Origin of the sequence: Klebsiella sp. K4 (genome assembly GCF_014596785.2) — a bacterium.
GTDB lineage: Bacteria > Pseudomonadota > Gammaproteobacteria > Enterobacterales > Enterobacteriaceae > Klebsiella > Klebsiella pneumoniae.
Genome location: NZ_CP115021.1, coordinates 4,693,056 through 4,714,837, shown reverse-complemented (window position 1 = coordinate 4,714,837; position 21,782 = coordinate 4,693,056). Strand labels below are relative to the sequence as shown.

Genomic DNA, 21,782 nt, shown 5'->3' with positions numbered 1-21,782 from the left:
TTCAGGCCATACCGGGTATGGCCTGCTTTTTTCCTTTCACAACCGGACCCAGGGCTTAACCACAGCGCCGGACAGTTCCCTCTCCCTCAGGGAGAGGGCCAGGGTGAGGATGGCGATGACGGGTAAAGCGTCACTTCACTTCCGCCAGCGCGGTCTTATCCACATACGGTTTCATCAGCGCGTCGGCTTCCTTCTGCGCCGCCTGCACCGCCGCTTCCGGCGTCACTTTGGCATCATTGACCACCGCCGCCAGCTGGTTCTCCATCGCCTTACGCACCGCCACGGTCTCCCAGGTGGAGTACCATGGATGGGCGTACTTCAGCTGCTCAAGGGCGATCGCCGCCCGCGGATCCTGCTGCAGATAGGCCTTCATCTCCGGCGTATCGTATGACGCCTTGCGCGGCGAGAAGTAGCCGGTGAAGCGGCTCCACGCGCCGTTCACCTCGGGGCTCACCAGATAGGTCAGGAACTGATACGCCGCTTTCTTCTGCGCCTCGTTGATGCCTTTAAAGCTCACCAGGCTGGCGCCGCCGATCGGCACCGCACGCTGCTCTTTGGCCGGCAGCATCGCTACCCCAAGCTCAAAATCTTTGCTGTTCTCGCGCATAAAGCCCAGCGCGCCGGTGCTGAGCATCGCCATCCCGAGCTTGCCGGAGAAGAACGCGGCGCTGATCTGCTTCGAGTTCAAGACCCCGGACGGCATCACCTTGTCCTTGTAGATCAGATCCTGCCAGAAGCGCAGAGCGCCGATGGCGGTCGGCGAGTTGTAATAGACCTCGCCCGGATAGTCTTCGTTAAAGTATTTCCCGCCGTTGGCGCGCACCAGCGCCGAGAAGATCCAGCCGCCGTAGTCGTCGTTGGTCGACGGCAGCATGATCCCCCACTGGCCTTTGCTCTCGTCGGTCAGCTTTTTGGCATCGGCCAGCAGCTCGGCCCAGGTCTGCGGCGGTTGTTTGATCTCGGCCCGATCGAACATCGTCTTGTTGTAGTAGAGGATCGGCGTCGAGTTATGGAACGGGATCGCATAGGTGGTGCCCATCACCTGGGCGTTCTTATGCATCGCGGGCCAGAATTCCTTGTGCAGAAAATCGCCAGCCTTTTGATCGCCATATTTAAACAGCTCGTCCATCGGCAGGATCTCATCCTTCAGCGCCAGATCGGTGGTGAAGTTAGCGGACATGATCACCAGCGCCGGCGGCTGGCCGGCCTTCTGCGCCGATTCGGCTTTGATCTTGGTGGTGTCGTAGTTGCCGGTGAAGATGCCGCGCACTTCGACATCCTGCTGCGAGTCGTTGAATTGCTTAATGACGCGGGTCATCTCCATGGTCAGCTTGCCGTCCACCGGCGCCGGGAACATGAAGTCTATTTTCTCTTTTGCCAGCGCCGCGCCGCTCAGGGCAAGGCTGAGGCCAACCGCGACTAGCGTAAAAGGTTTAAACATGATTACACTCCATCAACAAATTATGCTGGGTCTCAGCATGAAAAAGATGCACATCGGCAGGTGAGAAGCCAACCAGTAGCGACTCGCCTTTCTCCGGCACCGTGCCGCGGTGGCGGCGGCTAAAGCGCAGGGTGCCGATCGGGGTGCTGACGTGGAGCAGGTAATCGGCCCCCATCAGTTCTCGTTGCAGAACGGTGGCCGGGAGGCGCAGATGGCCCTCCTCCACGCGGTCGGTAATATGTTCCGGGCGAACGCCCAGCCAGACGCGGGTCTGATCCCGGTGGCGCGGCGGCAGCGGATAGCGCTGTTCTCCCAACAGTACTTCACCGTTGGCGCAGGCCAGCGACAGCAGGTTCATCGCCGGCGAACCGATAAACCCGGCGACGAACAGGTTGGCCGGGTTGGCGTACAGATACTCCGGGCGCCCGACCTGCTGCACGTGGCCGCCGTTCATCACCACGATGCGGTCGGCCATCGACATCGCCTCGGTCTGATCGTGGGTCACATAGATGGTGCTGGTTTTCAGCTGCTGGTGGAGCGCCATAATGCTGTCGCGCACTTCGCTGCGCAGGCGGGCGTCGAGGTTGGAGAGCGGCTCGTCCATCAGGAACAGCCGCGGATTGCGCACAATCGCCCGGGCCATCGCCACCCGCTGGCGCTGGCCGCCGGAGAGCTTCGCCGGTTTGCGGTCGAGCAGCGCCTCCAGCTGCAGCATCTGCGCCACTTTGTCCACCCGCGGCTGCCAGCTGCTTTTCTCTTCCTTGCGCACCTTCATGCCGAAGGTGATGTTGTCGCGCACCGACAGATGCGGAAACAGGGCATAGTTCTGGAAGATCATCGCGAAGTTGCGCTCGCGCGGCGTGGTGGCGGTGATGTTCTCATCATGCAGCCAGATTTGGCCTTCGCTGACCGGCTCCAGGCCGGCGAGCAGGCGCAGCAGGGTGCTTTTTCCGCAGCCCGACGGGCCGACCAGCACCACGAATTCGCCTTCGTGAATATCCAGCGACAGGGCGCTGAGCGCCGGCTTGCCGTCGAAACGTTTACTGATGTTTTGCAGACTGAGCATGGCGATTAGCGCTCTTCCGTTGGACAACTGATGTTTTCGTCGTACAGCCACGGCCCGGCGTAGTGGGCCAGCGAGTGCTGGTAGCTCACCCACTGCTCGCCGACCTGGCGGTGCATCAGACACGAGGCAGGAGAAAGGTCGTAATAGGGCCGGGTATCTTCGTGGCAGTACGGCACCTGATGGACGGTGCCAGGGATAGTGGAGATCAGCGCCTGGCGATACTGGGTCATGGTCAGGCTGTGGTTATGGCCGCAGAAGATGCGCGTCAGTGACGGGAAACGCTCCACCAGCGCCAGCAGACGGTGGCCGTTTTCGCAGGCGATAGGGTCCATCTGCGCATTCCCCAGCGGCAGCGGCGGGTGGTGCATAAAGATCGTTGCCGGTTTGTCGCCGCCCTCGAACAGCTGGGCCTCCAGCCAGCCGATGGTCTCGTCGGTCAGCCAGCCTTTTGACGTGCCGGCATGACTGGAGTCGATAAACAGCAGGCGGGTGGCGAAGTCATCCACCGCATAGTGCATATTTTGCGGATCGTTGCCCAGCTGCGGGCACAGCGGGTGAAGATGCTCGAGAAAATGGGCTTTGTCGTCGTGGTTGCCGGGGATCAGATACAGCGGATAGTTCAGGCTGCCGAGGATCTGGCGGGCCACCTGATACTCCTCCGGGCGGCCGCAGTTGACGATATCCCCGCTCACCACCACCGCGTCCGGGCGCTCGCGCAGCGCGTTAAGCTGGGAGACCACGTCGGCGTTGGCGGCATTGACGTCGATAAAGCCGTACAGCTTCTCGCCGCGGCTGCGGAAATGGGTATCGGAAATGTGCGCTAACAGCATGAATCACTCCTTATTTGATCCCGGAGAAGCCGAAGCTCCGCAGGAACTGTTTCTGAAAAAGGATGAACGCCAGCATCAGCGGCAGGCAGACCATCAGCGTCCCGGCGCCGATGGTGCCCCACTGGCCGCCGGATTCGGCGCCCATGGCGAAAGAGACCAGCCCGACGGTCAGCACCTGCTTATCGGGATCGTTGAGCATCATCAGCGGCCACAGGTACTCGTTCCAGTGGTAGGTAATGCTGACGGTGGCGAAGGCCAGCACCGACGGCCAGGACATCGGCAGCAGCACGCGGAACAGCACCTGCCACCAGCGGCAGCCCTCCATCAGCGCCGCCTCCTCCAGCTCTTTCGGAATGGCGAGGAACGCCTGACGCATCAGGAACACGCCGAACGCCGAGGTGAAGTAGGGCATCATCACCCCGGTGAGGGTGTTGAGCAGGCCGAAGGTTTTCAGGGTCAGCATGTTCGGCACCATCATCACCACCGGCATGATCATCAGCTGCACCAGGAACAGGAGAAACAGCGTCTGCTTGCCGCGAAACTCGTGGCAGGCGAAGACGTACCCGGCGGTGGTGATGGTCAACAGCTGCACGAAGAAGGTGCCGAAGGTGAAGATAAGGGTGTTGGCGTACAGGCTCAGCCAGTCGGCGCTCTGCCAGGCGTCGCGGAAGTTATCGAGAGTCAGCGGCAGGCGCGGCAGCAGCGACGCCATATCGTCGCCGAAGGTGGTAGCGCTGAACGAGGTCGCCAGCATCCAGATAAACGGGCTGACCCACAGCAGCGCCATGCAGCACATCAATACTGTGAGCGTAAAGGGCGACGAGCGGCGCAGGCGCAGCCACAGCGGACGGGCGGCGGCGGGCGTGCGGACCAGCAGCGGCGAGATTTCAGCGCTCATAGTGGGCTCCTTTCTCCAGCAGTTTCAGGTTAATCAGCGAGAAGGCGAACAGCCCGGCCAGGGTGAGGAAGGTGGCGGCGGAGGCTTTACCGAGGTCGTGGGTATCCCAGGCGAGATTCTGGATGTAATAGAGCAGCACGGTGGTGGCGTTGTCCGGCCCGCCGCGGGTCATCACCGCCACGTGGTCGATCTGGGTGATGGAGTAGATCAGCGCGGTGGTGATCACAAAGCTCAGGGTCGGGCGCAGCAGCGGTAGCGTGACCTTAAAAAAGACCTGCGTGCGGGTAGCCCCCTCCATCAGCGCCGCTTCCCGCGTCGAGGCCGGAATGCTCTGCAGCCCGGCGAGGAAAAACAGCATGTAGTAGCCGGCGAACTTCCACACGCCGATCAGCGCCAGGGCCAGCAGCGCGCTGTTGCTGCGCCCCAGCCAGTTGTTGTTCATCGGCCCGAACAGCTTTGCCAGATAGTGGTCGAGCAGGCCGAGGCCGGGCATAAAGATAAACAGCCACAGCGCGGCGGCGCTGACCATCGGGATAATCATCGGGAAGAAAAAGGCGGTGCGCAGCCAGCGGTTGACGCGATGGTTCTCGCTCAGGGCGACCGCCAGCAGCAGGGCGAGGGTCACCCCGGGCACCACCGTCAGCAGGATATAGAGCAGATTATTGACCAGCGACTGCCAGAAAACGCCGTCGGCAAACAGGCGGGCGAAGTTATCCAGCCCGACGTACTGTGCGCCGTCGCTGGCCATGCGGGTATCAAACAGGCTGTCATACACCGAACGCCCCAGCGGGAACCAGGTAAACAGCAGTAAAAACAGCAGGGAAGGCGACAGGATCAGCCAGGGAAGCCAGGTCTTTCTCATGGTGACGCGCATCTCGTTCAGCCATTTATCGAAGCCCGGATTGTGGGAAGCAATGACTACAGAGGCATGGCGGGGAGATGACGGTTTGATGAAGCGACGGGGAAAACGCCGGGCGAGCGGGCCGCCCGGCGGGAGAGAAGGATCAGAAGTCGGCTTTCAGCACCGCGCGGTAGCGGGCTTTGCCTTCACGAACGTGCTTCAGCGCTTCGTTAATGTGCGACATCGGGAACAGCTCGGTGGTCGGAGCCACTTTGCTGCGCCCGGCAAACTTCATCAGCGTGCGCAGTTCGGACGGGTTACCGGTCGCCGAGCCGGAAATGCTGCGGTCGCCGCCGATCAGGGTAAAGGCCGGTACCGGGAACGGCTTCATCACCGCGCCGACGGTGTGGAAATTGCCGCCGTAAGCCAGCGCCTGGAAGTACGGCTGCCAGTCGAGGTCCACCGCCACGGTGTTGATGATCAGGTCGAACTGACCGGCCAGCGCTTTTAAGGCTTCAGGATCGCGGCTGTTGACCACGCGATCGGCGCCCATCGCCAGCACTTCCTGCTCTTTGGCCGGGTTGGAGCTGAAGGCGGTCACTTCCGCGCCCATCGCCCGCAGCAGCTTAATGGCGATATGGCCGAGGCCGCCGATGCCGATCACCCCGACGCGGCTGGTGGCGGTCACGTGGTGGGTCAGCAGCGGTTTAAAGACGGTGATGCCGCCGCACAGCATCGGGCCGGCGGACGCCAGATCGATGCTCTCCGGCAGGGGGATCACCCACTGCCAGTCGGCGCGCAGCTTATTGGCGAAGCCGCCGCGGTTGAGAATGGTCGGCACCGAGCCTTCCAGGCAGTTGATCTGATTGCCGCTGATGCAGGCGTCGCAATAGCCGCAGCTGCGCGCCGTCCAGCCGATGCCGACCTTCTGGCCAATCTTCAGCCCTTTATCCTGCGCCGCGCTGCCCAGCGCCGCCACCCGGCCAATCACCTCGTGACCGGCCACCAGCGGGTAGCTCGACATCCCCCATTCGTTGTCGATCATCGACAGGTCCGAATGGCAGATCCCGCAGTACTCCACTTCAACTTCGACATCTTCCGGCTGCAGCTCGCCGGCATCGTATTCCCACAGTGACAGATCGGCGCCCGCTTCTTTGGCGGCGTAGCTTTTAATGATGCTCATGTTCATTTCCTTGGGGTTGGCGTGATAACCCAGAAAGTGTAGAGCATGGTATTCCCCGGCGCTTGGCAATCGGAGGGGTCGCGAAGCGGGCGGACCAGCCGCCCGTTAAGGTCAGCGGCTGGCCAGCGGCCACTGATTAAGGCGGATGCCGCGCTGCGGGGCGTTCTCGGCAAAATCATCCAGCACCGCCCGCACATCCGGGTCGAGGTAGCCGACGCTGTCGTGCTCGACGATCACCACGCTCTTTTCCGGAATCTTCGCCAGCAGGGCCAGCAGATGCGGATTGTGCATAAAGGTCAGATTCTGCTGGATGCGCAGCACGTAGTGGTCATCGTAGCGCGCCAGCTGCAGCGAGTGGCGATGGCTGCGCCAGAGACTGAATGCCATCTGGGTGGCAAGACCAATCCCGATCCCCGCCAGCATGCCGAAGGCGATAATCCCGCCGATGGTGGCGAGGAACGGGACGTACTGCGCCGCCCCCTGGCGGAACTGCTCGATGAACAGCCGCGGGGTCGCCAGCTTATAGCCGGTATACAGCAGCACGGCGGCGAGGCTGGCGAGCGGGATTAAGGTTAGCAGGCCGCTGAACCACAGGCCGCAGATTAACAGCAGGACGCCGTGGATAAAGATCGACAGTTTGCTCTGCGCGCCGTTGCTGACGTTCACCGAGCTGCGGACGATCACCGCGGTGATCGGCATCGCCCCCAGCACGCCGGAGAGCAGGTTGCCCACGCCCTGGGCGACCATTTCGCGGTTCGGCGAAGGCGGCGGATTTTGCGGGCGCAGCTTTTTCAGCGCCTCCTGGCTCAGCAAGGTTTCAAGGCTGGCGACCAGCGCCAGGGTTACCGCCACCACCCACACCGACGGATTGCGCCACGCGCTCCATGCGGGAGACTCCAGCTCGCCCAGCAGATCGCCGAGGCTGCCGAACGCCGGCAGGGTGATGCGCGGCAGAGCGGCCAGCTGCTGCGGCGCGGCCTGGGTCATTAATACGGTGGTGACACAACCGAGCAGGACGGCGATCAGCGGGCCGGGGATCCAGCGTAGGCTCTTCACCCGGCGGATAAGCGGCGAACCCCACAGCCAGAGCACCAGCAGGCCGCCCGCGGCGACGGCGATAGCACTGAGGGAGAAGGTGGCGTTACCCTTCACGATATCAACGAGCCCGGTCTCTTCTGCGCTGCCGAGCGCGACGGGGATCTGCTGCATAATCAGCAGGATGCCGATCGCCGCCAGCATGCCTTTGATGACGCTGGCGGGAACGAGGGAGATAAAGCGCCCGGCCCGCAGGATCCCGAACAGCAGCTGCAGCACGCCGGCCAGCACCAGCGCCATCAGGAAGAGGGAGAAGGAACCCAGGGATTCAATGGCGGCGACGACGATGGTGACCAGTCCGGCGGCGGGGCCGCTGACGGCGAAGCGGGAGGGGCTGAGAGCGGTGACGACCAGGCCGCCGATAATGCCGGTCAGCAGGCCGACGAAGGGCGGTAAGCCGCTGGCCTGGGCGATGCCGAGGCACAGCGGCAGGGCGACAAGGAAGACGACGATGCCGGCGAGAGAGTCCTGACGAAGCGTGTTCATGGGGCGTGCTCCTGCGGTGAGAGGTGTTCGACGAGGGTGGTTAAATGGCCGGAAGCCAGATCGTAGACGCAGCCGTGCAGGCTGAGCGGTCGCCCGCTGGCGAGCACCGTCTGCACCGGTTCACTCTCCAGCAGACGGGCGAACTGGGCGCGAACGTTGGCTTCCACCAGGGCGTCCAGCGCATGGCGAGAACGCTCCGCGTCGGCGCTGGCGCTGGCGCTGGCGCCGGGGGAGGCCGCAACACCACACCCATCGGCAATCTGCGCAATTTCGTGATGCAGGGTGTGGCGCAGCTGGCCGATGCGGCGAGCCAGCGCCGAGGACTCGTGCGCCAGCGGCAGGGTGGGCAGGGAGAGTGCCGCCTGCACCCCGCCGCAGCCGTAGTGGCCGCAGAGCACCACCCGCTCCACCTCAAGGTAGTCGAGGGCATACTGCAGGACGCTCATGACGTTGTCGTCGGCGGGGTCGAGCATGTTGGCGATATTGCGGTGGACAAAGAGCTCGCCGGGCTGGCTGCCGGTGAGCACCTCGGCGGGCACGCGGCTGTCGGAGCAGCCGATCCACAGCGAGTGGGGCCGCTGCCCGTCGACCCATTTTTCGAAATAGTCCGGGTCATGCTGACACTTCTGCAGCGCCCAGCTGCGGTTGCGGGCCAGCAAAGGTTTTAACGTCGTCACAAGTATTCTCCTGAGTTAATTCATCGAGTGAATATGTCCATCAAGACTCGTACAGCGACTAGTAAAAATAGTGTTTACCGGAACCCTTCACGCCTGAGGAAAATCCTGGAATAAACGGCAAAAAGAAAACTTTTCATTAATGTAAAGTTATAAAAATATTAATGAAATTAATGTCTTGCCGCGGAGCGGATGAATAACAAAAAAGCATTGGCTAAAACTTTCTGGAATATATGGGAATGGTGGTGGGTGGGGTTGGTGGAATAGTTGGGGAGTGAATATTGGGCATTTGTTTGAGGAGAGATGGATTGTGATGGGGATGCAGGTGAGAGTGAGGTGAGAACAAGTTGAGATAAAATTGAGTGGGGTTTGGGGGGAGCAAGGGGAAAGGGGAGTGGCTGGCAGGTGGAGTTGGGGTTGTGGGGGTTGTGAGAGGAGGGTTGCAGGTGGCAGTCGCGCTGTGGAACGGTCGTAAAAGGTGACGCCGCGCAGGATAGCGCTGTTTTTTTCAACACTTAGCGTAATGACGACACGCTGTCGCTTGCATGACCGCCGCCGACAGGTATAATCCAGAACGTTTCCGCATCCCCTTCAGTGCCGAAGTGGCGAAATCGGTAGACGCAGTTGATTCAAAATCAACCGTAGAAATACGTGCCGGTTCGAGTCCGGCCTTCGGCACCATCGGAACATCAATAGACGTCAACGGACGTCTTTTTTTGTGCCTAAAATCCGAGCTACACAAGGCTTTCCGCGATTTTCCTTTCAATAGAAGTCAATCTGAGTCAACCCACATCAAGTTGCTTGTGAGTATAGAACCGAGTATATATGCTGGTTCGATAATGGTTGTATACTCACAGCGGCACATGGAAGGAGAACTTTTATGGCTCTGACAGATACTAAAGTACGTTCTGCGAAACCGCAGGAAAAGGAGTACACCCTTGTCGATGGGGATGGCATGTTTTTGCTTATTCACCCTAACGGCTCAAAATACTGGCGCTTCCGCTTTCGTTTTGGTGGTAAGCAGCACCTGATGGCTTTTGGGGTTTACCCTGAAACTTCACTGGCTGGTGCTCGTCAAAAGAGAGAAGAGGCCAGAAAGCTTGTTGCTGCAGGTATCGATCCTCGCGAGCACAAGCGGGCAGTAAAAGAAGAGCAGGCGAAAGAGGTTATTACCTTTGAGTCAGTTGCCAGAGAGTGGCACGCAACTAACAAGAAATGGTCAGAGGATCACAGTCGACGGGTACTGAAGAGCCTAGAAGATAATCTGTTTCACGCTATTGGCAAGCGGAGCATTGAAGAGCTGAAGACTCGAGACCTGCTTGCACCCATTAAAATCGTAGAGGCTACAGGCCGCTTTGAAGTCGCTTCTCGTCTTCAGCAGCGAACCACAGCAATCATGCGCTATGCAGTGCAATGTGGCTTGATTGATTACAACCCGGCCCAAGAGATGGCTGGAGCAGTTGCTTCCAGTAACCGTGTCCATCGCCCTGCACTTGAGCTGAAACGTCTACCTGAACTACTCCGCCGAATTGACGGTTACACGGGACGCCCTTTGACCCGCTTGGCCGTTGAGCTCACCTTATTGATCTTCATTCGTTCCAGTGAATTGCGCTTTGCGCGTTGGTCTGAAATCGATTTTGAAACGGCAATGTGGACAATACCGGCTGAACGAGAAGCTATTGAAGGAGTGAAGCATTCACAGCGTGGCTCGAAAATGCGTACGCCTCATTTAGTACCGCTGTCTCGCCAGGCATTAGAAATCCTTAAACAGGTTCACAAGCTTAGTGGTGAGCGTGATTTTGTTTTCGTTGGCGATCATAACCCTCGTAAACCGATGAGTGAAAACACGGTGAACAAGGCGTTGCGTGTTATGGGGTATGACACCAAGGTGGAGGTTTGTGGGCATGGATTCAGGACCATGGCATGTAGTTCGTTGATTGAATCGGGATTGTGGTCGAAGGATGCAGTAGAGCGGCAGATGAGCCATATGGAACGTAACTCTGTACGGGCTGCGTATATTCATAAGGCTGAACACTTGGATGAGCGCCGTTTGATGTTGCAGTGGTGGGCAGATCTCTTGGACTCCAATAGACTCAAAGCAACGAATCCATATGAGTTCAAGAAACTTAAGGTCTTTTGAAATCTTACTTACCTTTATTCTATAAAGTAGTTCCAGTTGGAAGCGCTTTGTGTTAATTTATCGGGTTAAATTTTTGGAGTTGAGAGTATGATGAAAGTTGTTTCATTATTTTCAGGAGCTGGCGGTCTTGACCTTGGTTTTAAAAACGCCGGTTTTCAAATCGTCTGGGCAAATGATATTGACTCTGACGCTGTACAAACATATAAAAAAAATATTGGCGATCATATTGTTCTAAAAGATTTGTCTCAGGTTGATATGAATGATATCCCTGATTGTGATGTTGTTATCGGGGGGTTTCCTTGCCAGGGATTTTCTCAAGCTAATCTCTTAAGAAATAAAGATGATGAAAGGAATCAATTATATTTAGAGTTTCTTAGGGTTGTAGACGCTAAAAAACCTAAGTTCTTTTTTGCGGAAAATGTACGGGGTATTTTAAGCCTAGATAATGGTACGGCTATAGAAAAAATCGAAAGTGATTTTAAAGCGTTAGGCTATAAAGTTAAAAAACAGCTCTTCAATGTGGCTGATTATGGTGTGCCTCAGATGCGATACCGAGTTATTATCGTTGGTGTTAGAAACGATGTAAATATAGAGTATATGTATCCACTGCCAACGCATACCTCTCCTAAAAAAGTTAATAAAATGGGGTTAGCTCCTTGGGTAAACATCGGTGATGCTCTTAATGGCATTCCCGAACCCGATTCTAATTGTGATTTATTGAATCATGTATACTCAGCCTATAAAATAACAAATAGGAATTTCACAGGTCATAGGGAAACAGATCCAAGTAAACCTTCGCCTACAATTCTTGCAAGAGGTAACGGTAAAGGTGGGGTTTGTGCTATTCAGCATCCCAAAAATCACCGTAGAATGTCTGTTAGAGAATCAGCAACAATACAAACATTTCCTTTAGATTATGAGTTTGTGGGAAGTATGACATCTTGCTATCGGCAGGTTGGTAATGCTGTTCCTGTTTTATTTGCTGAGTCTTTAGCCAAGAGTTTAAAAAATATTATTGTAGGTGATAATAAATGAAAGTTGTTTCATTGTTCTCAGGCGCAGGGGGATTAGACCTTGGTTTAAAACTGTCTGGGCTAGATATTATCTGGGCAAATGATATCTATGAAGATGCAGTAGATACCTATAAGAAAAATATAGGTGAGCATATTGTTCTGGGTGATGTATCCAATATCAGTTCATCTGAGATACCGAATTGCGATATTGTGGTTGGCGGATTTCCATGTCAGGGATTCTCTGTCGCAAATATGAATAGAAAGTCTGAAGATCCTCGGAATAAATTATATTTAGAAATGGTTCGTATTATTCGAGATAAGAAACCATCATATTTTATAGCTGAAAATGTAAAAGGTATTTTATCCTTGGATAAAGGTCTTGTTATACAAAAGATAACAAGTGATTTTGAATCGTTAGGATATAATGTTAAATACAGTCTTCTAAATTGTGCTGATTATGGTGTTCCACAAACTCGAATGAGAGTTATTATATTAGGCGTAAGGAAAGATTTGCCTGATATTGAAAACTTTCCACCGCCTAAGACTCATGAAAAAGATGGGATAAATCTACCTAAATGGATTTCTGTAGGCCAAGCCTTGAAAAGGTTTACTGAGCCGGGGGGGAATAGTGAGTTCAAAAATCATGAGCATTCGTTGTATAAGCTTACATTCAATGGGCATCTAGGACATAGGTTTATGGATCCGGATAAACCAGCTCCGACAGTAACAGGTCGTGGAGATGAGAAAGGTGGTGTAGTTGTATTACACCACCCTAATAATGAGAGAAGAATGACTGTCAGAGAAATTGCGGCAGTTCAATCATTCCCGGATGACTTCTTTTTCTGTGGTAGTAAGACGTCTGGATATCGACAAATCGCTAATGCTGTCCCACCAAAACTAGGTTTAGCCTTAGGTAAAATGTTAACTGAGCATCATAAAACGATAGAATAGCAATTGCCCTTTCCCTTCCTTGTCTGATAGTCTCAACAAGTGTTTAGTCAAGGAGGGGGACTTATGTATTCTTTTGTTAAACCATTTCCTCAATATCGTTGGAGATGGGCTTCGATGACACCATCCGAAAGTTTGAATATTCCAGAAGTCTACTTTGGCTGTTTACGTGTTCTTTCATTGAATGAAGGTGAACATGTAAACAGTAAACATGTTTTTGAATTACTACAACAAGTAGAAAAAGATATTAAGGATTATAATGACTTAAACGTGTCATTAGCACGTTCTGAAAACAGGAACCTTTTTAGAAACTCCGGTCAGTATTGGAAAAATACGGGTACCCTGTTAAGCACAGAACATGGAATAGAACTGACTGATTTTGGGCGTTCTTATTCTTCAGGGCTAATTACTAAAGATGAATTTTCTGCTATTGTAATTAAGAGTATGGAGCTTCCTAATCCATTTATTGAAGATGATGAAGTTATTTCTGAGTGGTATCATGAAGGTGTTAAGATTAAACCATTAGAACTAATTTTATGTATTATTTATCACCTTTACAATTTCAAATGCGAACATGGATATTTAACCACTAAAGAGTTAATTGAAATAGTGATACCAATGGCTGGTAACAAAGCCACCGCTTATGACATCTTTAAAGTAATACTTGATTGTCGACATGGCACAACTTTAGGACCTGATTCTTGGATAGCTAATGAAAAATCTAATGATAAAAGAATAGCCAGGGAGTTTCTGCTTTTTCTCGAAAATTATGGATATTTAAATTCGAGACAATCTCAGAATGAAAGGGCAACCAATCTAAATCAAGAGTTTTATCTAACAGACGACCAGTGTTCTTTAGCTAAATCACTCATTGATTCTCCTGAAATATCATATAAATCAATGTCGCCTGAACAAGCTGTACCGAAACTTGCAGAAGCTACAGAGGTAATCGCTAGAAAACGAGTTCTCACAGAAATCACTTTACGACCAAAACAGGCTGAGTTCAGAAGAAAGCTGATGGAGGCATATTCAGGGAAATGTTTATTGTCTAATGCAAGTGTAAGTGAGGTACTTCAGGCATGCCATATTATCCCTGTGAAAAACAGTGGTAATGATTCTGTTGAAAATGGTTTTATTTTGCGCTCTGATCTCCATCTTTTATACGATTCAGGCCATATAAAAATACATGAAGATGGCACCGTTACATTATCTGATTACTTGAAAAAAGACACTTTTTACAGAAAAACCTTACCCAGTAAGATAAAGTTACCGTCATTCCTTAATATTGAAAACATACGAATTAGGAATGAATACAATATGTGATATGTATATAGAGAGCCACAAATGTTAGTCATTGTAAATGAATAGCATTTGTGGTTTTAGCTAAGTTTTGCATATTGCTTAAATATTATTTGTCAATGAATGTGAAGGCAAAGTGGTTGTTAGGTAGTATCCTGGGGGGAATTTACAAAACAAAAACAATTAGATGAAAAGTGTTTTTATAATTAGTTGCTTTTGGATGCTTAAAAGTATTTGTAATTATTTTTCAATAAGTCTATTTATTAGTGTTTTGAAGTCTGAGTTTTTTGCGTCATACCAGTTTTTAATTGTCCCAAGGAAATCATCGCGGTCTGATTTTATTTTGGTTGTATTTGATTATCTCTTCATTTAACTTAGCTTGAACTTCGGTATCGGTTTTAAATACATCTCCTTCCGGTGATATAAACCATTTTTCAAGAAGTAAATATGCAAATACTTTAAATGGGCCTGGCTCTTCATCTTTGCGCTCAAATGTACCATATAGCTTATCTTTGTACAGCATCGCCGCTACCCATCCTCGAAACTCCCCTTGATGCTCAAGCGCCTCACTTAGTGCATTACAATATTCAACCATGGTACAAAGGGGCATTGACCTGCTCCCCACAGATTGATGCAGGTAGATGTTGGCAACGTCGGCTCCTGGCACGAAGTGGACAAGTTACCTGAGCTGAAGGTCCGCTATGAGCGAGGAGCAGAAGTTCGCAACTCCAACTACTACATGACTAACTTACGGTCCAGATTATCGTTGACACGCAAGTCTGCCAGAATAATATTAATAAATACTTCGTCGCCCGCTGAGTATCCTGTTGCCGAGGAGGCGATATAGGTACCAAGTGGATAAACGCTGTAAACCAGTCGTTCTGCCTGATAAGCCACGCAGTGCAAACGCTCACGCCTGATTTATACATAATCGTCATGGGGCATGCTGACCTCAAGGACGACTGGTTTCAGGCCGTGCTCTCAGAGCGATGGCGTAATAGTGTGAAGCTCATTCCGCCAAGGTGGATAGCGTCGTGGAAGAAGTGATAATAAATATTGTTTTCTCCGAGGGCTAGAGCCTGAGTGGGGGGAATTCGGCATTTGATGAGGTTTTATAGTAGCAGTCTGCTCTTGGTTAAGCAGCCAGACGTACCTGAAACGTGTATGGGCTAAAAACGCCAGCCCGAATAATTCGCCAAGTGCCAGCCGGGAGCTTATCAGGACAGGTCAACAATGCGTCTTGAACTAGGCGCTAGCAATAGTGTGAAGAGCAATTGCACGAGAACCTTACTTACTGAAAAAAGGATCATAATGTATCTGTCTAATTTAAGGATAGCCAACTTCCGAAATTTCGAGACGGTAGACATTCCCCTGAGTGGTAACATTGTTTTGCTGGGCGAAAATCGAGTAGGTAAGAGCAATCTGCTGTTCGCTATCCGCCTGGTGATTGACCCCACATTGCCTGATTCAGCCAGACAGCTAAAGCTGTCAGATTTCTGGGATGGCTGCGATTTATCCACGGCCCCTCAAATTGAGATACATCTTGAGTTCGCCGATTTTGACAGTGACCCCTCACTCTCAGCTCTGCTGACCGATTTTCGTATCGCAGAAAACCCAGACTTGGCAAGACTCAGCTACGTCTTTCGAAAGAAGGATGATATTGCCGGAGAACCTAGCTCGAGTGAGGATTGTGAGTTTATCGTATATGGCGGAGGTCAGGAATCACGTGCCATCGCTAGTCGCGTTCGTCGTCGGATAGCCATAGATATGCTGGATGCCTTACGAGACGCTGAAGCACAACTCGCATCATGGCGTAGCTCTCCGCTACGTCCTTTACTTGAAGATGCGTTCGCGTCATTGAGCCGTGTAGATCTGAACAGAGTTGCCAGCGCCCTTGAATCCGCAACGGAGACAATGGAGACATTCCCACCTATTAAGGAGCTTGAGGAATCTCTGCGTGGCGGCATACTTAATCTTGCCGGTACTGCCCACGATCTTGATGCACGTCTTCGTTTTGCACCGACAGACCCGCTCAGATTGATGCGCTCAATATCAATGTTCATTGATGATGGAAAAAGAGGAATTACTGAAGCAAGTCTTGGATCTGCTAATGTGGCATTAATTTCTCTTAAACTGGCTGAGTTTGCCTGGCGCCGCGCCAAGAACGAACGAAATTTCTCACTACTTTGTATTGAAGAACCTGAAGCACACCTGCACCCTCAGCTTCAACGGGCTGTTTTTAATAAGCTCTTCAATAATGCCGATGAAACGCAGTCCTTGATTGTAACAAGCCACTCCCCCACTCTGGCAAGTATTGCTCCTCTCCGTTCCGTTGTACGTCTTTGCAGGGATCAGGATGGGCGCACTAGGGCTTTTTCTTTGGCTAAACTTCCTGTAACCAGTGATGAACTCGATGACATTGAGCGATACCTCACTGCAACCAGAGCAGAACTACTTTTTGCAAAGGGAGTTATATTTGTGGAAGGAGATGCCGAGGAGGTTTTAATTCCGGGCTTCGCGGAAGCCATGGGGATCAATCTTGACGAGCTTGGTATCACTGTATGCAGCGTTGCAGGGGTGAATTTTGAACCTTACGTTAAGCTGGCAGGAAGTTTGGGGATCAGCATTGCTGTTATCACTGACTGGGACCCACTCGACGGAAGCAAACCACCTTTGGGTAAAGCACGAGCTATTAGTATCTGGGATTCAATCTGTGCTGTCCGTCCTGATATACACAAGCTGACTGCTGATGAGAGGACCTGGTTTGTGGATAAAGGTTTTGATGAGTGTAGCGATGTATGGAAAACAGCTGGTATATTTCTTAGTTCACAAACATTTGAAGTTTCTGTAGCAAATACCCCGAGACTAAAAGACGCACTGCTTAATATTCTCGATGAACAGGGTTTTGGATCACTTCGCTCCTCAAGAATTGCATCCTGGCGAGCCGGCCAGACTCCTGACCCTGCTCAACTCCTCGCGATGATATCTGATATTGGCAAAGGTCGGCTGGCAGCGAAACTCAAGAAAAAAGCTCCCGGGCTTGTACCACCGGAATACATCGCAGCAGCAATTCAGTATGTGGTGTCCAATGTCTGACCGGCACGCGCTGTCAATGGCGTTAAGTGAGCTCTTACCGAACAAAGAGCAGTACGGCGCTGCAACCGAGCGAGGACACTGCGTTGTCATTGCCGGGCCTGGGAGTGGAAAGACTAAAACACTGACGACCGCCATGGCTCGCGCCCTCATGGATGACGTGACTGACCCTCGTGGTGTGGCCTGCATTACCTACAATAATGAGTGTGCAACTGAACTCGAGGAACGTCTGGTCTACTTTAGCATAGCCAGCAGCGAACGAAACTTTATTGGTACCGTGCACAGCTTTGCTTTAAACCAGGTTTTAATCCCCTACTCGCGTTGTATACCAGACTTGCTACCCAATGGCTTTCGGGTAGCGACCCGAGATGAGTGCCGTGCCGCAGTTGAGGCTGCTTATTTGGCAAAATTCGGTGCAAACGGGGAGCCTCATGCCCGATGGAAGTTTGCAGAAGAAAAACGGCGTCGGGACGTGAACCGACTGTTACCCTCGTGGCGAAATAACAACCCGGAGCTGGCAGATTTCATCGAAACGTATGAAGCACATCTTCGGCGTTTAGGTCTTATTGATTTTGATGATATGCCGCTCATAGCCTTTCGTATGATCAGGGAACATGACTGGATCCGTAATGCTATCCGGTCGCGCTATCCCGTCTTATTCGTAGACGAATATCAGGATCTAGGGCATGCCCTTCATGAACTAGTGCTGCTGCTGTGCTTTAACGGTGGAATACGGCTGTTTGCGGTTGGTGATGCCGACCAGTCCATTTATGGATTCAATGGTGCAAATCCGCGGTTACTGGACAGCCTTGTTTTACGGGATGAGGTGAAAACGTTCCGTCTTCGTTTCAACTATCGGTCCGGCGCGAAAATCATCAGGGCATCAATGGGGGCGTTGGGAGAAGAGCGTGATTATCGTGGACCAGACGGAACGGCAGAAGGGGAAATAGGATTTCACGGAGTCATAGGCGATTATGAAACACAGGCGCGTTATATCGCTCAGGATTTAATCCCCTCGCTGACAGCCCGGGGATTTAAGCCTGAACGCATCGGAGTACTCTACCGGGCAGCCTGGCTCGGAGATAAAGTTGCGGATGCGCTTAAGGCCGAAAGCATCGCCTTCATCCGTACCGATACTAATGCGTTAATAAAACGCAATTCACGCCTTGCCCGCTTCATTGAAGCCTGCAGCCAGTGGGTTACAGGGGGATGGAAAGAGGCGTCCCCTGCATTTAATTTGCTGCTGGGTCAGGCACTTTCTGTAGTTTATGGCCGCCGTGCAAGCAGTACTGAAGAACAACTGCTCACCGTACAACTCATCACATTTTTACGAAGCGGAATTGATCAGGCTGAAACTGCCCATGAATGGCTTCGGCGATTCGACAAAGAACTTATTTCCAGCTGGCGGATTATCGCGCAGAATCCCCAGGTGGAGTGGGACGTCGTTACTGAGTTACTGAAACGAACCGATCCTGCATTAAAGCTGGATATGGCTCTGATCGTATTTGCCGGAAAGGAGGAAAGTGCCAGACGAGTTACGCTGAGCACTCTTCACAGTGCAAAAGGCCGCGAATTTGATGTGGCCATTATGTTTGGCGTCAACAAGTATGATTTTCCGGGTAAACGCGACCTTGTTTCAGATAATGCATTACGTGAGGCTCGGCGGCTGTTTTATGTAGGCGTTACGCGCCCACGCAAAGAGTTGCACATGGTTTATAAAAAAGGTGAACATTCCCCTTGGATTGCTGAACTCTATCATCGAAGCCAGCAGACGTAGCATCCGGTCTGACGCGTTGTTCAGTCGTTATAAGACATAGCTTACGAATCATCGTGAGTGCCGTGCAGTGGTTCATCTGTGTGTACGGCTCTTTATCGCCATGAAACTGCTGCGTGACGAAGGTGCCAAATGAGGACAGTTATTGTTTGACTCAGATAGCGATTGACCTGTTCCCCATTGGCTAAGACTAACCGCAGTAACAACCTCCGCTTTTGGCACAAAGCAGACGTTAAACAGGATCTGAATCACTCAACAAGTGATCTTTAAAGTCAAATAAGAAAAAGCTCGATACATAAGGGGTAGAACTTCGAACTCAGAAAAAATGGGATGTAATAATTACACTGTCGAACAACTCTTGGCAAAAGCAACAGGTGAGGTCATTTGCAATGCTGCATCTCGTAACTCTGCATAACGTTTATCGAAAGCTGCTGGCATCGTTCTCTCTGCCCGATGTGCTTTTATTTCCGTTAATTCCCCGCCCGGTTCTACTTCACGCCATGCAGCCACCAGCAACGACATGACTTCCTGAATTCCATACATTGCTGAAGAGTCATGTCGGGGATGACTGCAAACAGCCTGATTGAATAGCATCATCATCCGACATGTTGAAATACTTCCAGCCTCCCATAACCAGCGAAGAAGCGTAGGCTGAGACGGTTTACCCGCTTCGATACGCTTCTTTGAGTAGTCGCTTATAATGCAATACGTTTCAGCATGAAAACGCAATAATTGGGCACTATCATGTCGTACTTTGTCACAGAAACAGGTACTACTCTCCTGAACTGTAAAACCCAGCGCAGCCAGCCGTGGATAATGATCAGTCGCCTGCTTCAACACACCACGGATAAGCATGACATCGTTACCACCAGAGTTTGTCCTCGACACACCATTTTCAGCGTAATTATTCATCGGTTTCTCTTTCAAAAATGTAAGTTAGGGTTGGCTTTTTAAAAGGAGTAAGGCAAGCCAGATAAGTCGTTTTCTGCTTTTGACGCGGGTTACTGCGGTTAGGAACATTCCACGTTCGGGCATGCAATGAAATCTGCTGATGCCATAAAGGTTTCATCATGCAGAAAATGCGATGCCTGCCCGTTCGGGGCAAGAACCAGTACTACCGGACTCTTGCAGTGGAAGCAGTACAGTTTCCAGAATGAGGGAGAGCGAAAATCTTCTGCATTGACCAGATTCCCCCATTCATCGACCGCGCATTTAGCAGGTTGTTGTTTCATACCGATACCTTAAAATTTTGCCTGGGCAGGGGATGCAGGCAAATCACCGCACCACTGGCCTTCTGGTAAAACTCTGCTGATGTGTTGCTGGAGACCTTCACAGGCCTGTTGAAACTTGCAGGTATCGGCAGAACTTGCCCATCGGCAGTAGAGCAGTGAGGCTTTACTTAACTGCTCAAGAGCTCTCAAACGCCAGCCACGCCGCTCGGCATCACTGCAACATCCAGCCAGGCTATCCCGGCAGATCCTTAGCCGGGTGATGTGTAAACGGTATTCCGCCACTTTTACCGCGATTGTGTTCTCTGGCTGTTTCATTTTTGATTTCCCTTGTTTGACAGGTATGAGAAATACCCGACAGGTGAGCTGCCGGGAATAAATGGAGTTGTGGAATAGTTGATTCAGTAAAGGTCGGAACGTCAGGCTTCCAGGGGCAGGTTTAGTCACGACTGCGAGGACATTATTTGTCGCCGTAATAACGGGGTTTGTACAGGATGCAGAGCCAGTTGCGTAGCCGTAGCATCAGGGGCCTGGCTTACGTGGACGCCCTGCCGCTGAGCGTGGAGGAACGTCATTACAGCCGTATGCACACAAACCTTCTTTTTGTTCTTCCTTAGCCAGATAGCTCAGAACATGACGGATATTGTTAATGCTTTCCGGATCGTTATACCGAACAGGTATATTGATATTTCTAGAATACTGCGGCCGATATTCACATCGGTGCGATACGCCGTCCCGGTGCGTTATTTCCTCCCAAAGTGTATTTGCTGTAAGGGCAAAGGGATAAGAGTGCTGTGTTTTTTGTCTGTCCAGCCAGAATACGACATGCGCATGGTATCTATGTCGTTCAGTCCATTCGACAACCCAGAAATAGCCCACCACACCTTTCTCTTTTGTCATTTTTTCCATTAGTTCACGCAAGTCATGTTCAAGTGTTTGGTGATTTAAGTGTGAATACCTGGCACTTTCCTTTTGGTAGAAAAAATCCATACGTAATGCCAAAAGGCATGAGTATCTGTTTATCATTTCATCGATGTGTGCATTAAGAACTGAAGCCAGGAACCAGTCTTCATTAAAATTTCTATCTGAATTTTTGAGCATAATTATTCCACTGCTGATGATGAGAGAGGCCAGTGCAAGCACTAAGTTAATGATGTTTCATGCAAGACTTTTCTTTAAGGTAATGCTGAGCTGATACTTAAATTAATTATTGCTTTAAAGACGAGACTGGTTGTTCCAATAGTATTTGCGAGGGTGTTTAAAAGAGACATTGACAGTAAGCGGTGAATATAAGAACAAATGAGAGTGAGTATAATTATATTAAAAACCTATATTAAATTACGTAACCTTCCTGTGTAAAACACCAACACTAAAGGTTCTAACCTCGAGATGCTTGTATTCTATCCAGTATCCATTTTTCCACTTCGCTTTTTAGCCAGCGTGAACTGCGACCCAGTTTAATTGGTGCAGGGAACGCATTCTCTGAAATTAATCGGTAGAACCATTTGTCTGTCATGTTTGTATAGGCGGTGATGAACGTCATATCAACGAGCTGATCATTCAGTAAAGATGTGGTTGTCTGGGTGCTGGATGATATCGGATGAGTTTTGTTTGTCATGGAAATGCTCCCGCAATTTAGAGTGATGTCGGGAGAGGGCCTGTTGCCATCAATGGAGGAACGGGCATCCTTCTCATACCATTAGCTGATAAGTAGAAAATTACATCAGCTGGTTTTCACCAGCTAGTAGTGCTATCAGTACATAACGTGTCCG

Annotated in this window: 20 protein-coding genes and 1 tRNA gene; 7 read left to right on the top strand and 14 right to left on the bottom strand. The window is 51.6% G+C overall.

Annotation, left to right across the window (positions count from 1 at the left end; all coding sequences use genetic code 11):
- Positions 1 to 130: 130 nt before the first annotated feature.
- From IB144_RS23275 to IB144_RS23240, 8 genes are all read right to left on the bottom strand, one after another.
- Positions 131 to 1,441 (bottom strand): ABC transporter substrate-binding protein, encoded by a 1,311-nt coding sequence (locus IB144_RS23275; RefSeq protein ID WP_065888773.1) that lies wholly within the window; start codon positions 1,439 to 1,441, stop codon positions 131 to 133.
- A complete protein-coding gene (locus tag IB144_RS23270) occupies positions 1,434 to 2,507 on the bottom strand; it encodes an ABC transporter ATP-binding protein (protein ID WP_040025164.1) in 1,074 nt (357 codons plus the stop codon). Before IB144_RS23270 ends, IB144_RS23275 begins: the two co-directional genes overlap by 8 nt.
- A gap of 5 nt (positions 2,508 to 2,512) precedes the next feature.
- Positions 2,513 to 3,337 (bottom strand): phosphodiesterase, encoded by an 825-nt coding sequence (locus tag IB144_RS23265; RefSeq protein ID WP_064839899.1) that lies wholly within the window; start codon positions 3,335 to 3,337, stop codon positions 2,513 to 2,515.
- A gap of 10 nt (positions 3,338 to 3,347) precedes the next feature.
- Entirely contained in the window at positions 3,348 to 4,235 is an 888-nt protein-coding gene (locus IB144_RS23260; protein WP_009484068.1) for a carbohydrate ABC transporter permease, read from the bottom strand.
- Entirely contained in the window at positions 4,225 to 5,109 is an 885-nt protein-coding gene (locus tag IB144_RS23255) for a sugar ABC transporter permease (RefSeq protein ID WP_012737244.1), read from the bottom strand. Before IB144_RS23255 ends, IB144_RS23260 begins: the two co-directional genes overlap by 11 nt.
- Positions 5,110 to 5,239: 130 nt before the next feature.
- Positions 5,240 to 6,259: an NAD(P)-dependent alcohol dehydrogenase gene (locus IB144_RS23250; RefSeq protein ID WP_065888772.1), complete on the bottom strand. Its 1,020-nt coding sequence runs from the start codon at positions 6,257 to 6,259 to the stop codon at positions 5,240 to 5,242.
- 111 nt (positions 6,260 to 6,370) lie between these two features.
- Positions 6,371 to 7,840, bottom strand: coding sequence for a SulP family inorganic anion transporter (locus IB144_RS23245; RefSeq protein WP_065888771.1), 1,470 nt, complete (start codon positions 7,838 to 7,840; stop codon positions 6,371 to 6,373).
- A complete protein-coding gene (locus IB144_RS23240; protein ID WP_065888770.1) occupies positions 7,837 to 8,517 on the bottom strand; it encodes a carbonic anhydrase in 681 nt (226 codons plus the stop codon). The genes IB144_RS23245 and IB144_RS23240 overlap by 4 nt, the downstream gene beginning before the upstream one ends.
- A 593-nt stretch (positions 8,518 to 9,110) precedes the next feature.
- Between IB144_RS23240 and IB144_RS23235 the strand changes: the two genes are divergently transcribed.
- From IB144_RS23235 to IB144_RS23215, 5 genes are all read left to right on the top strand, one after another.
- Positions 9,111 to 9,195: transfer RNA gene (locus tag IB144_RS23235), tRNA-Leu, on the top strand.
- 199 nt (positions 9,196 to 9,394) lie between these two features.
- Positions 9,395 to 10,654, top strand: coding sequence for an integrase arm-type DNA-binding domain-containing protein (locus IB144_RS23230; RefSeq protein WP_117101799.1), 1,260 nt, complete (start codon positions 9,395 to 9,397; stop codon positions 10,652 to 10,654).
- 87 nt (positions 10,655 to 10,741) lie between these two features.
- Positions 10,742 to 11,689 (top strand): DNA cytosine methyltransferase, encoded by a 948-nt coding sequence (locus IB144_RS23225; RefSeq protein ID WP_106902697.1) that lies wholly within the window; start codon positions 10,742 to 10,744, stop codon positions 11,687 to 11,689.
- Positions 11,686 to 12,618, top strand: a complete 933-nt coding sequence (locus IB144_RS23220; RefSeq protein WP_106902696.1) for a DNA cytosine methyltransferase — start codon at positions 11,686 to 11,688, stop codon at positions 12,616 to 12,618. Before IB144_RS23225 ends, IB144_RS23220 begins: the two co-directional genes overlap by 4 nt.
- 63 nt (positions 12,619 to 12,681) lie before the next feature.
- Positions 12,682 to 13,938, top strand: a complete 1,257-nt coding sequence (locus IB144_RS23215) for an HNH endonuclease (protein WP_149359020.1) — start codon at positions 12,682 to 12,684, stop codon at positions 13,936 to 13,938.
- 298 nt (positions 13,939 to 14,236) lie between these two features.
- On the opposite strand, the gene IB144_RS23210 is transcribed toward IB144_RS23215, so the two are convergent.
- The gene (locus IB144_RS23210; RefSeq protein ID WP_134894625.1) at positions 14,237 to 14,524 is read right to left on the bottom strand and encodes a hypothetical protein; all 288 of its coding nucleotides are present in this window, start codon (positions 14,522 to 14,524) and stop codon (positions 14,237 to 14,239) included.
- Between the two features lie 701 nt (positions 14,525 to 15,225).
- Between IB144_RS23210 and IB144_RS23205 the strand changes: the two genes are divergently transcribed.
- Together IB144_RS23205 and IB144_RS23200 are read left to right on the top strand one after the other, a co-directional pair.
- Complete coding sequence (locus tag IB144_RS23205; RefSeq protein ID WP_117101804.1) at positions 15,226 to 17,010, top strand: AAA family ATPase; 1,785 nt, start codon at positions 15,226 to 15,228, stop codon at positions 17,008 to 17,010.
- Positions 17,003 to 18,784 carry an ATP-dependent helicase gene (locus tag IB144_RS23200; protein ID WP_117101805.1) on the top strand — a complete coding sequence of 594 codons (1,782 nt, stop codon included), beginning with the start codon at positions 17,003 to 17,005 and terminating at the stop codon, positions 18,782 to 18,784. The genes IB144_RS23205 and IB144_RS23200 overlap by 8 nt, the downstream gene beginning before the upstream one ends.
- Before the next feature lie 336 nt (positions 18,785 to 19,120).
- Here IB144_RS23200 and IB144_RS23195 read toward each other — a convergent pair whose 3' ends face one another.
- The 5 genes from IB144_RS23195 to IB144_RS23175 all read right to left on the bottom strand — a co-directional run bounded on the left by IB144_RS23195 (position 19,121) and on the right by IB144_RS23175 (position 21,628).
- Entirely contained in the window at positions 19,121 to 19,693 is a 573-nt protein-coding gene (locus IB144_RS23195; protein WP_117101806.1) for a hypothetical protein, read from the bottom strand.
- A gap of 98 nt (positions 19,694 to 19,791) precedes the next feature.
- Positions 19,792 to 20,013: a hypothetical protein gene (locus IB144_RS23190; RefSeq protein WP_181963547.1), complete on the bottom strand. Its 222-nt coding sequence runs from the start codon at positions 20,011 to 20,013 to the stop codon at positions 19,792 to 19,794.
- A gap of 9 nt (positions 20,014 to 20,022) precedes the next feature.
- A complete protein-coding gene (locus IB144_RS23185) occupies positions 20,023 to 20,328 on the bottom strand; it encodes a hypothetical protein (protein ID WP_117101808.1) in 306 nt (101 codons plus the stop codon).
- Positions 20,329 to 20,532: 204 nt separating this feature from the next.
- Positions 20,533 to 21,111, bottom strand: coding sequence for an inovirus-type Gp2 protein (locus IB144_RS23180; RefSeq protein ID WP_117101809.1), 579 nt, complete (start codon positions 21,109 to 21,111; stop codon positions 20,533 to 20,535).
- Between the two features lie 277 nt (positions 21,112 to 21,388).
- Complete coding sequence (locus IB144_RS23175) at positions 21,389 to 21,628, bottom strand: AlpA family phage regulatory protein (RefSeq protein ID WP_117101810.1); 240 nt, start codon at positions 21,626 to 21,628, stop codon at positions 21,389 to 21,391.
- Positions 21,629 to 21,782 lie beyond the last annotated feature (154 nt).

Bases quoted from the DNA above. Each gene is read 5' to 3' on its own strand.
- IB144_RS23175 (WP_117101810.1), bottom strand. From the start codon at position 21,628: ATGACAAACAAAACTCATCCGATATCATCCAGCACCCAGACAACCACA.
- IB144_RS23210 (WP_134894625.1), bottom strand. From the start codon at position 14,524: ATGCCCCTTTGTACCATGGTTGAATATTGTAATGCACTAAGTGAGGCG.
- IB144_RS23265 (WP_064839899.1), bottom strand. From the start codon at position 3,337: ATGCTGTTAGCGCACATTTCCGATACCCATTTCCGCAGCCGCGGCGAG.
- IB144_RS23190 (WP_181963547.1), bottom strand. From the start codon at position 20,013: ATGAAACAACAACCTGCTAAATGCGCGGTCGATGAATGGGGGAATCTG.
- IB144_RS23260 (WP_009484068.1), bottom strand. From the start codon at position 4,235: ATGAGCGCTGAAATCTCGCCGCTGCTGGTCCGCACGCCCGCCGCCGCC.
- IB144_RS23180 (WP_117101809.1), bottom strand. From the start codon at position 21,111: ATGCTCAAAAATTCAGATAGAAATTTTAATGAAGACTGGTTCCTGGCT.
- IB144_RS23255 (WP_012737244.1), bottom strand. From the start codon at position 5,109: ATGCGCGTCACCATGAGAAAGACCTGGCTTCCCTGGCTGATCCTGTCG.
- IB144_RS23245 (WP_065888771.1), bottom strand. From the start codon at position 7,840: ATGAACACGCTTCGTCAGGACTCTCTCGCCGGCATCGTCGTCTTCCTT.
- IB144_RS23185 (WP_117101808.1), bottom strand. From the start codon at position 20,328: ATGAAACAGCCAGAGAACACAATCGCGGTAAAAGTGGCGGAATACCGT.
- IB144_RS23230 (WP_117101799.1), top strand. From the start codon at position 9,395: ATGGCTCTGACAGATACTAAAGTACGTTCTGCGAAACCGCAGGAAAAG.
- IB144_RS23225 (WP_106902697.1), top strand. From the start codon at position 10,742: ATGATGAAAGTTGTTTCATTATTTTCAGGAGCTGGCGGTCTTGACCTT.
- IB144_RS23200 (WP_117101805.1), top strand. From the start codon at position 17,003: ATGTCTGACCGGCACGCGCTGTCAATGGCGTTAAGTGAGCTCTTACCG.
- IB144_RS23270 (WP_040025164.1), bottom strand. From the start codon at position 2,507: ATGCTCAGTCTGCAAAACATCAGTAAACGTTTCGACGGCAAGCCGGCG.
- IB144_RS23215 (WP_149359020.1), top strand. From the start codon at position 12,682: ATGTATTCTTTTGTTAAACCATTTCCTCAATATCGTTGGAGATGGGCT.
- IB144_RS23220 (WP_106902696.1), top strand. From the start codon at position 11,686: ATGAAAGTTGTTTCATTGTTCTCAGGCGCAGGGGGATTAGACCTTGGT.
- IB144_RS23275 (WP_065888773.1), bottom strand. From the start codon at position 1,441: ATGTTTAAACCTTTTACGCTAGTCGCGGTTGGCCTCAGCCTTGCCCTG.
- IB144_RS23195 (WP_117101806.1), bottom strand. From the start codon at position 19,693: ATGAATAATTACGCTGAAAATGGTGTGTCGAGGACAAACTCTGGTGGT.
- IB144_RS23205 (WP_117101804.1), top strand. From the start codon at position 15,226: ATGTATCTGTCTAATTTAAGGATAGCCAACTTCCGAAATTTCGAGACG.
- IB144_RS23250 (WP_065888772.1), bottom strand. From the start codon at position 6,259: ATGAGCATCATTAAAAGCTACGCCGCCAAAGAAGCGGGCGCCGATCTG.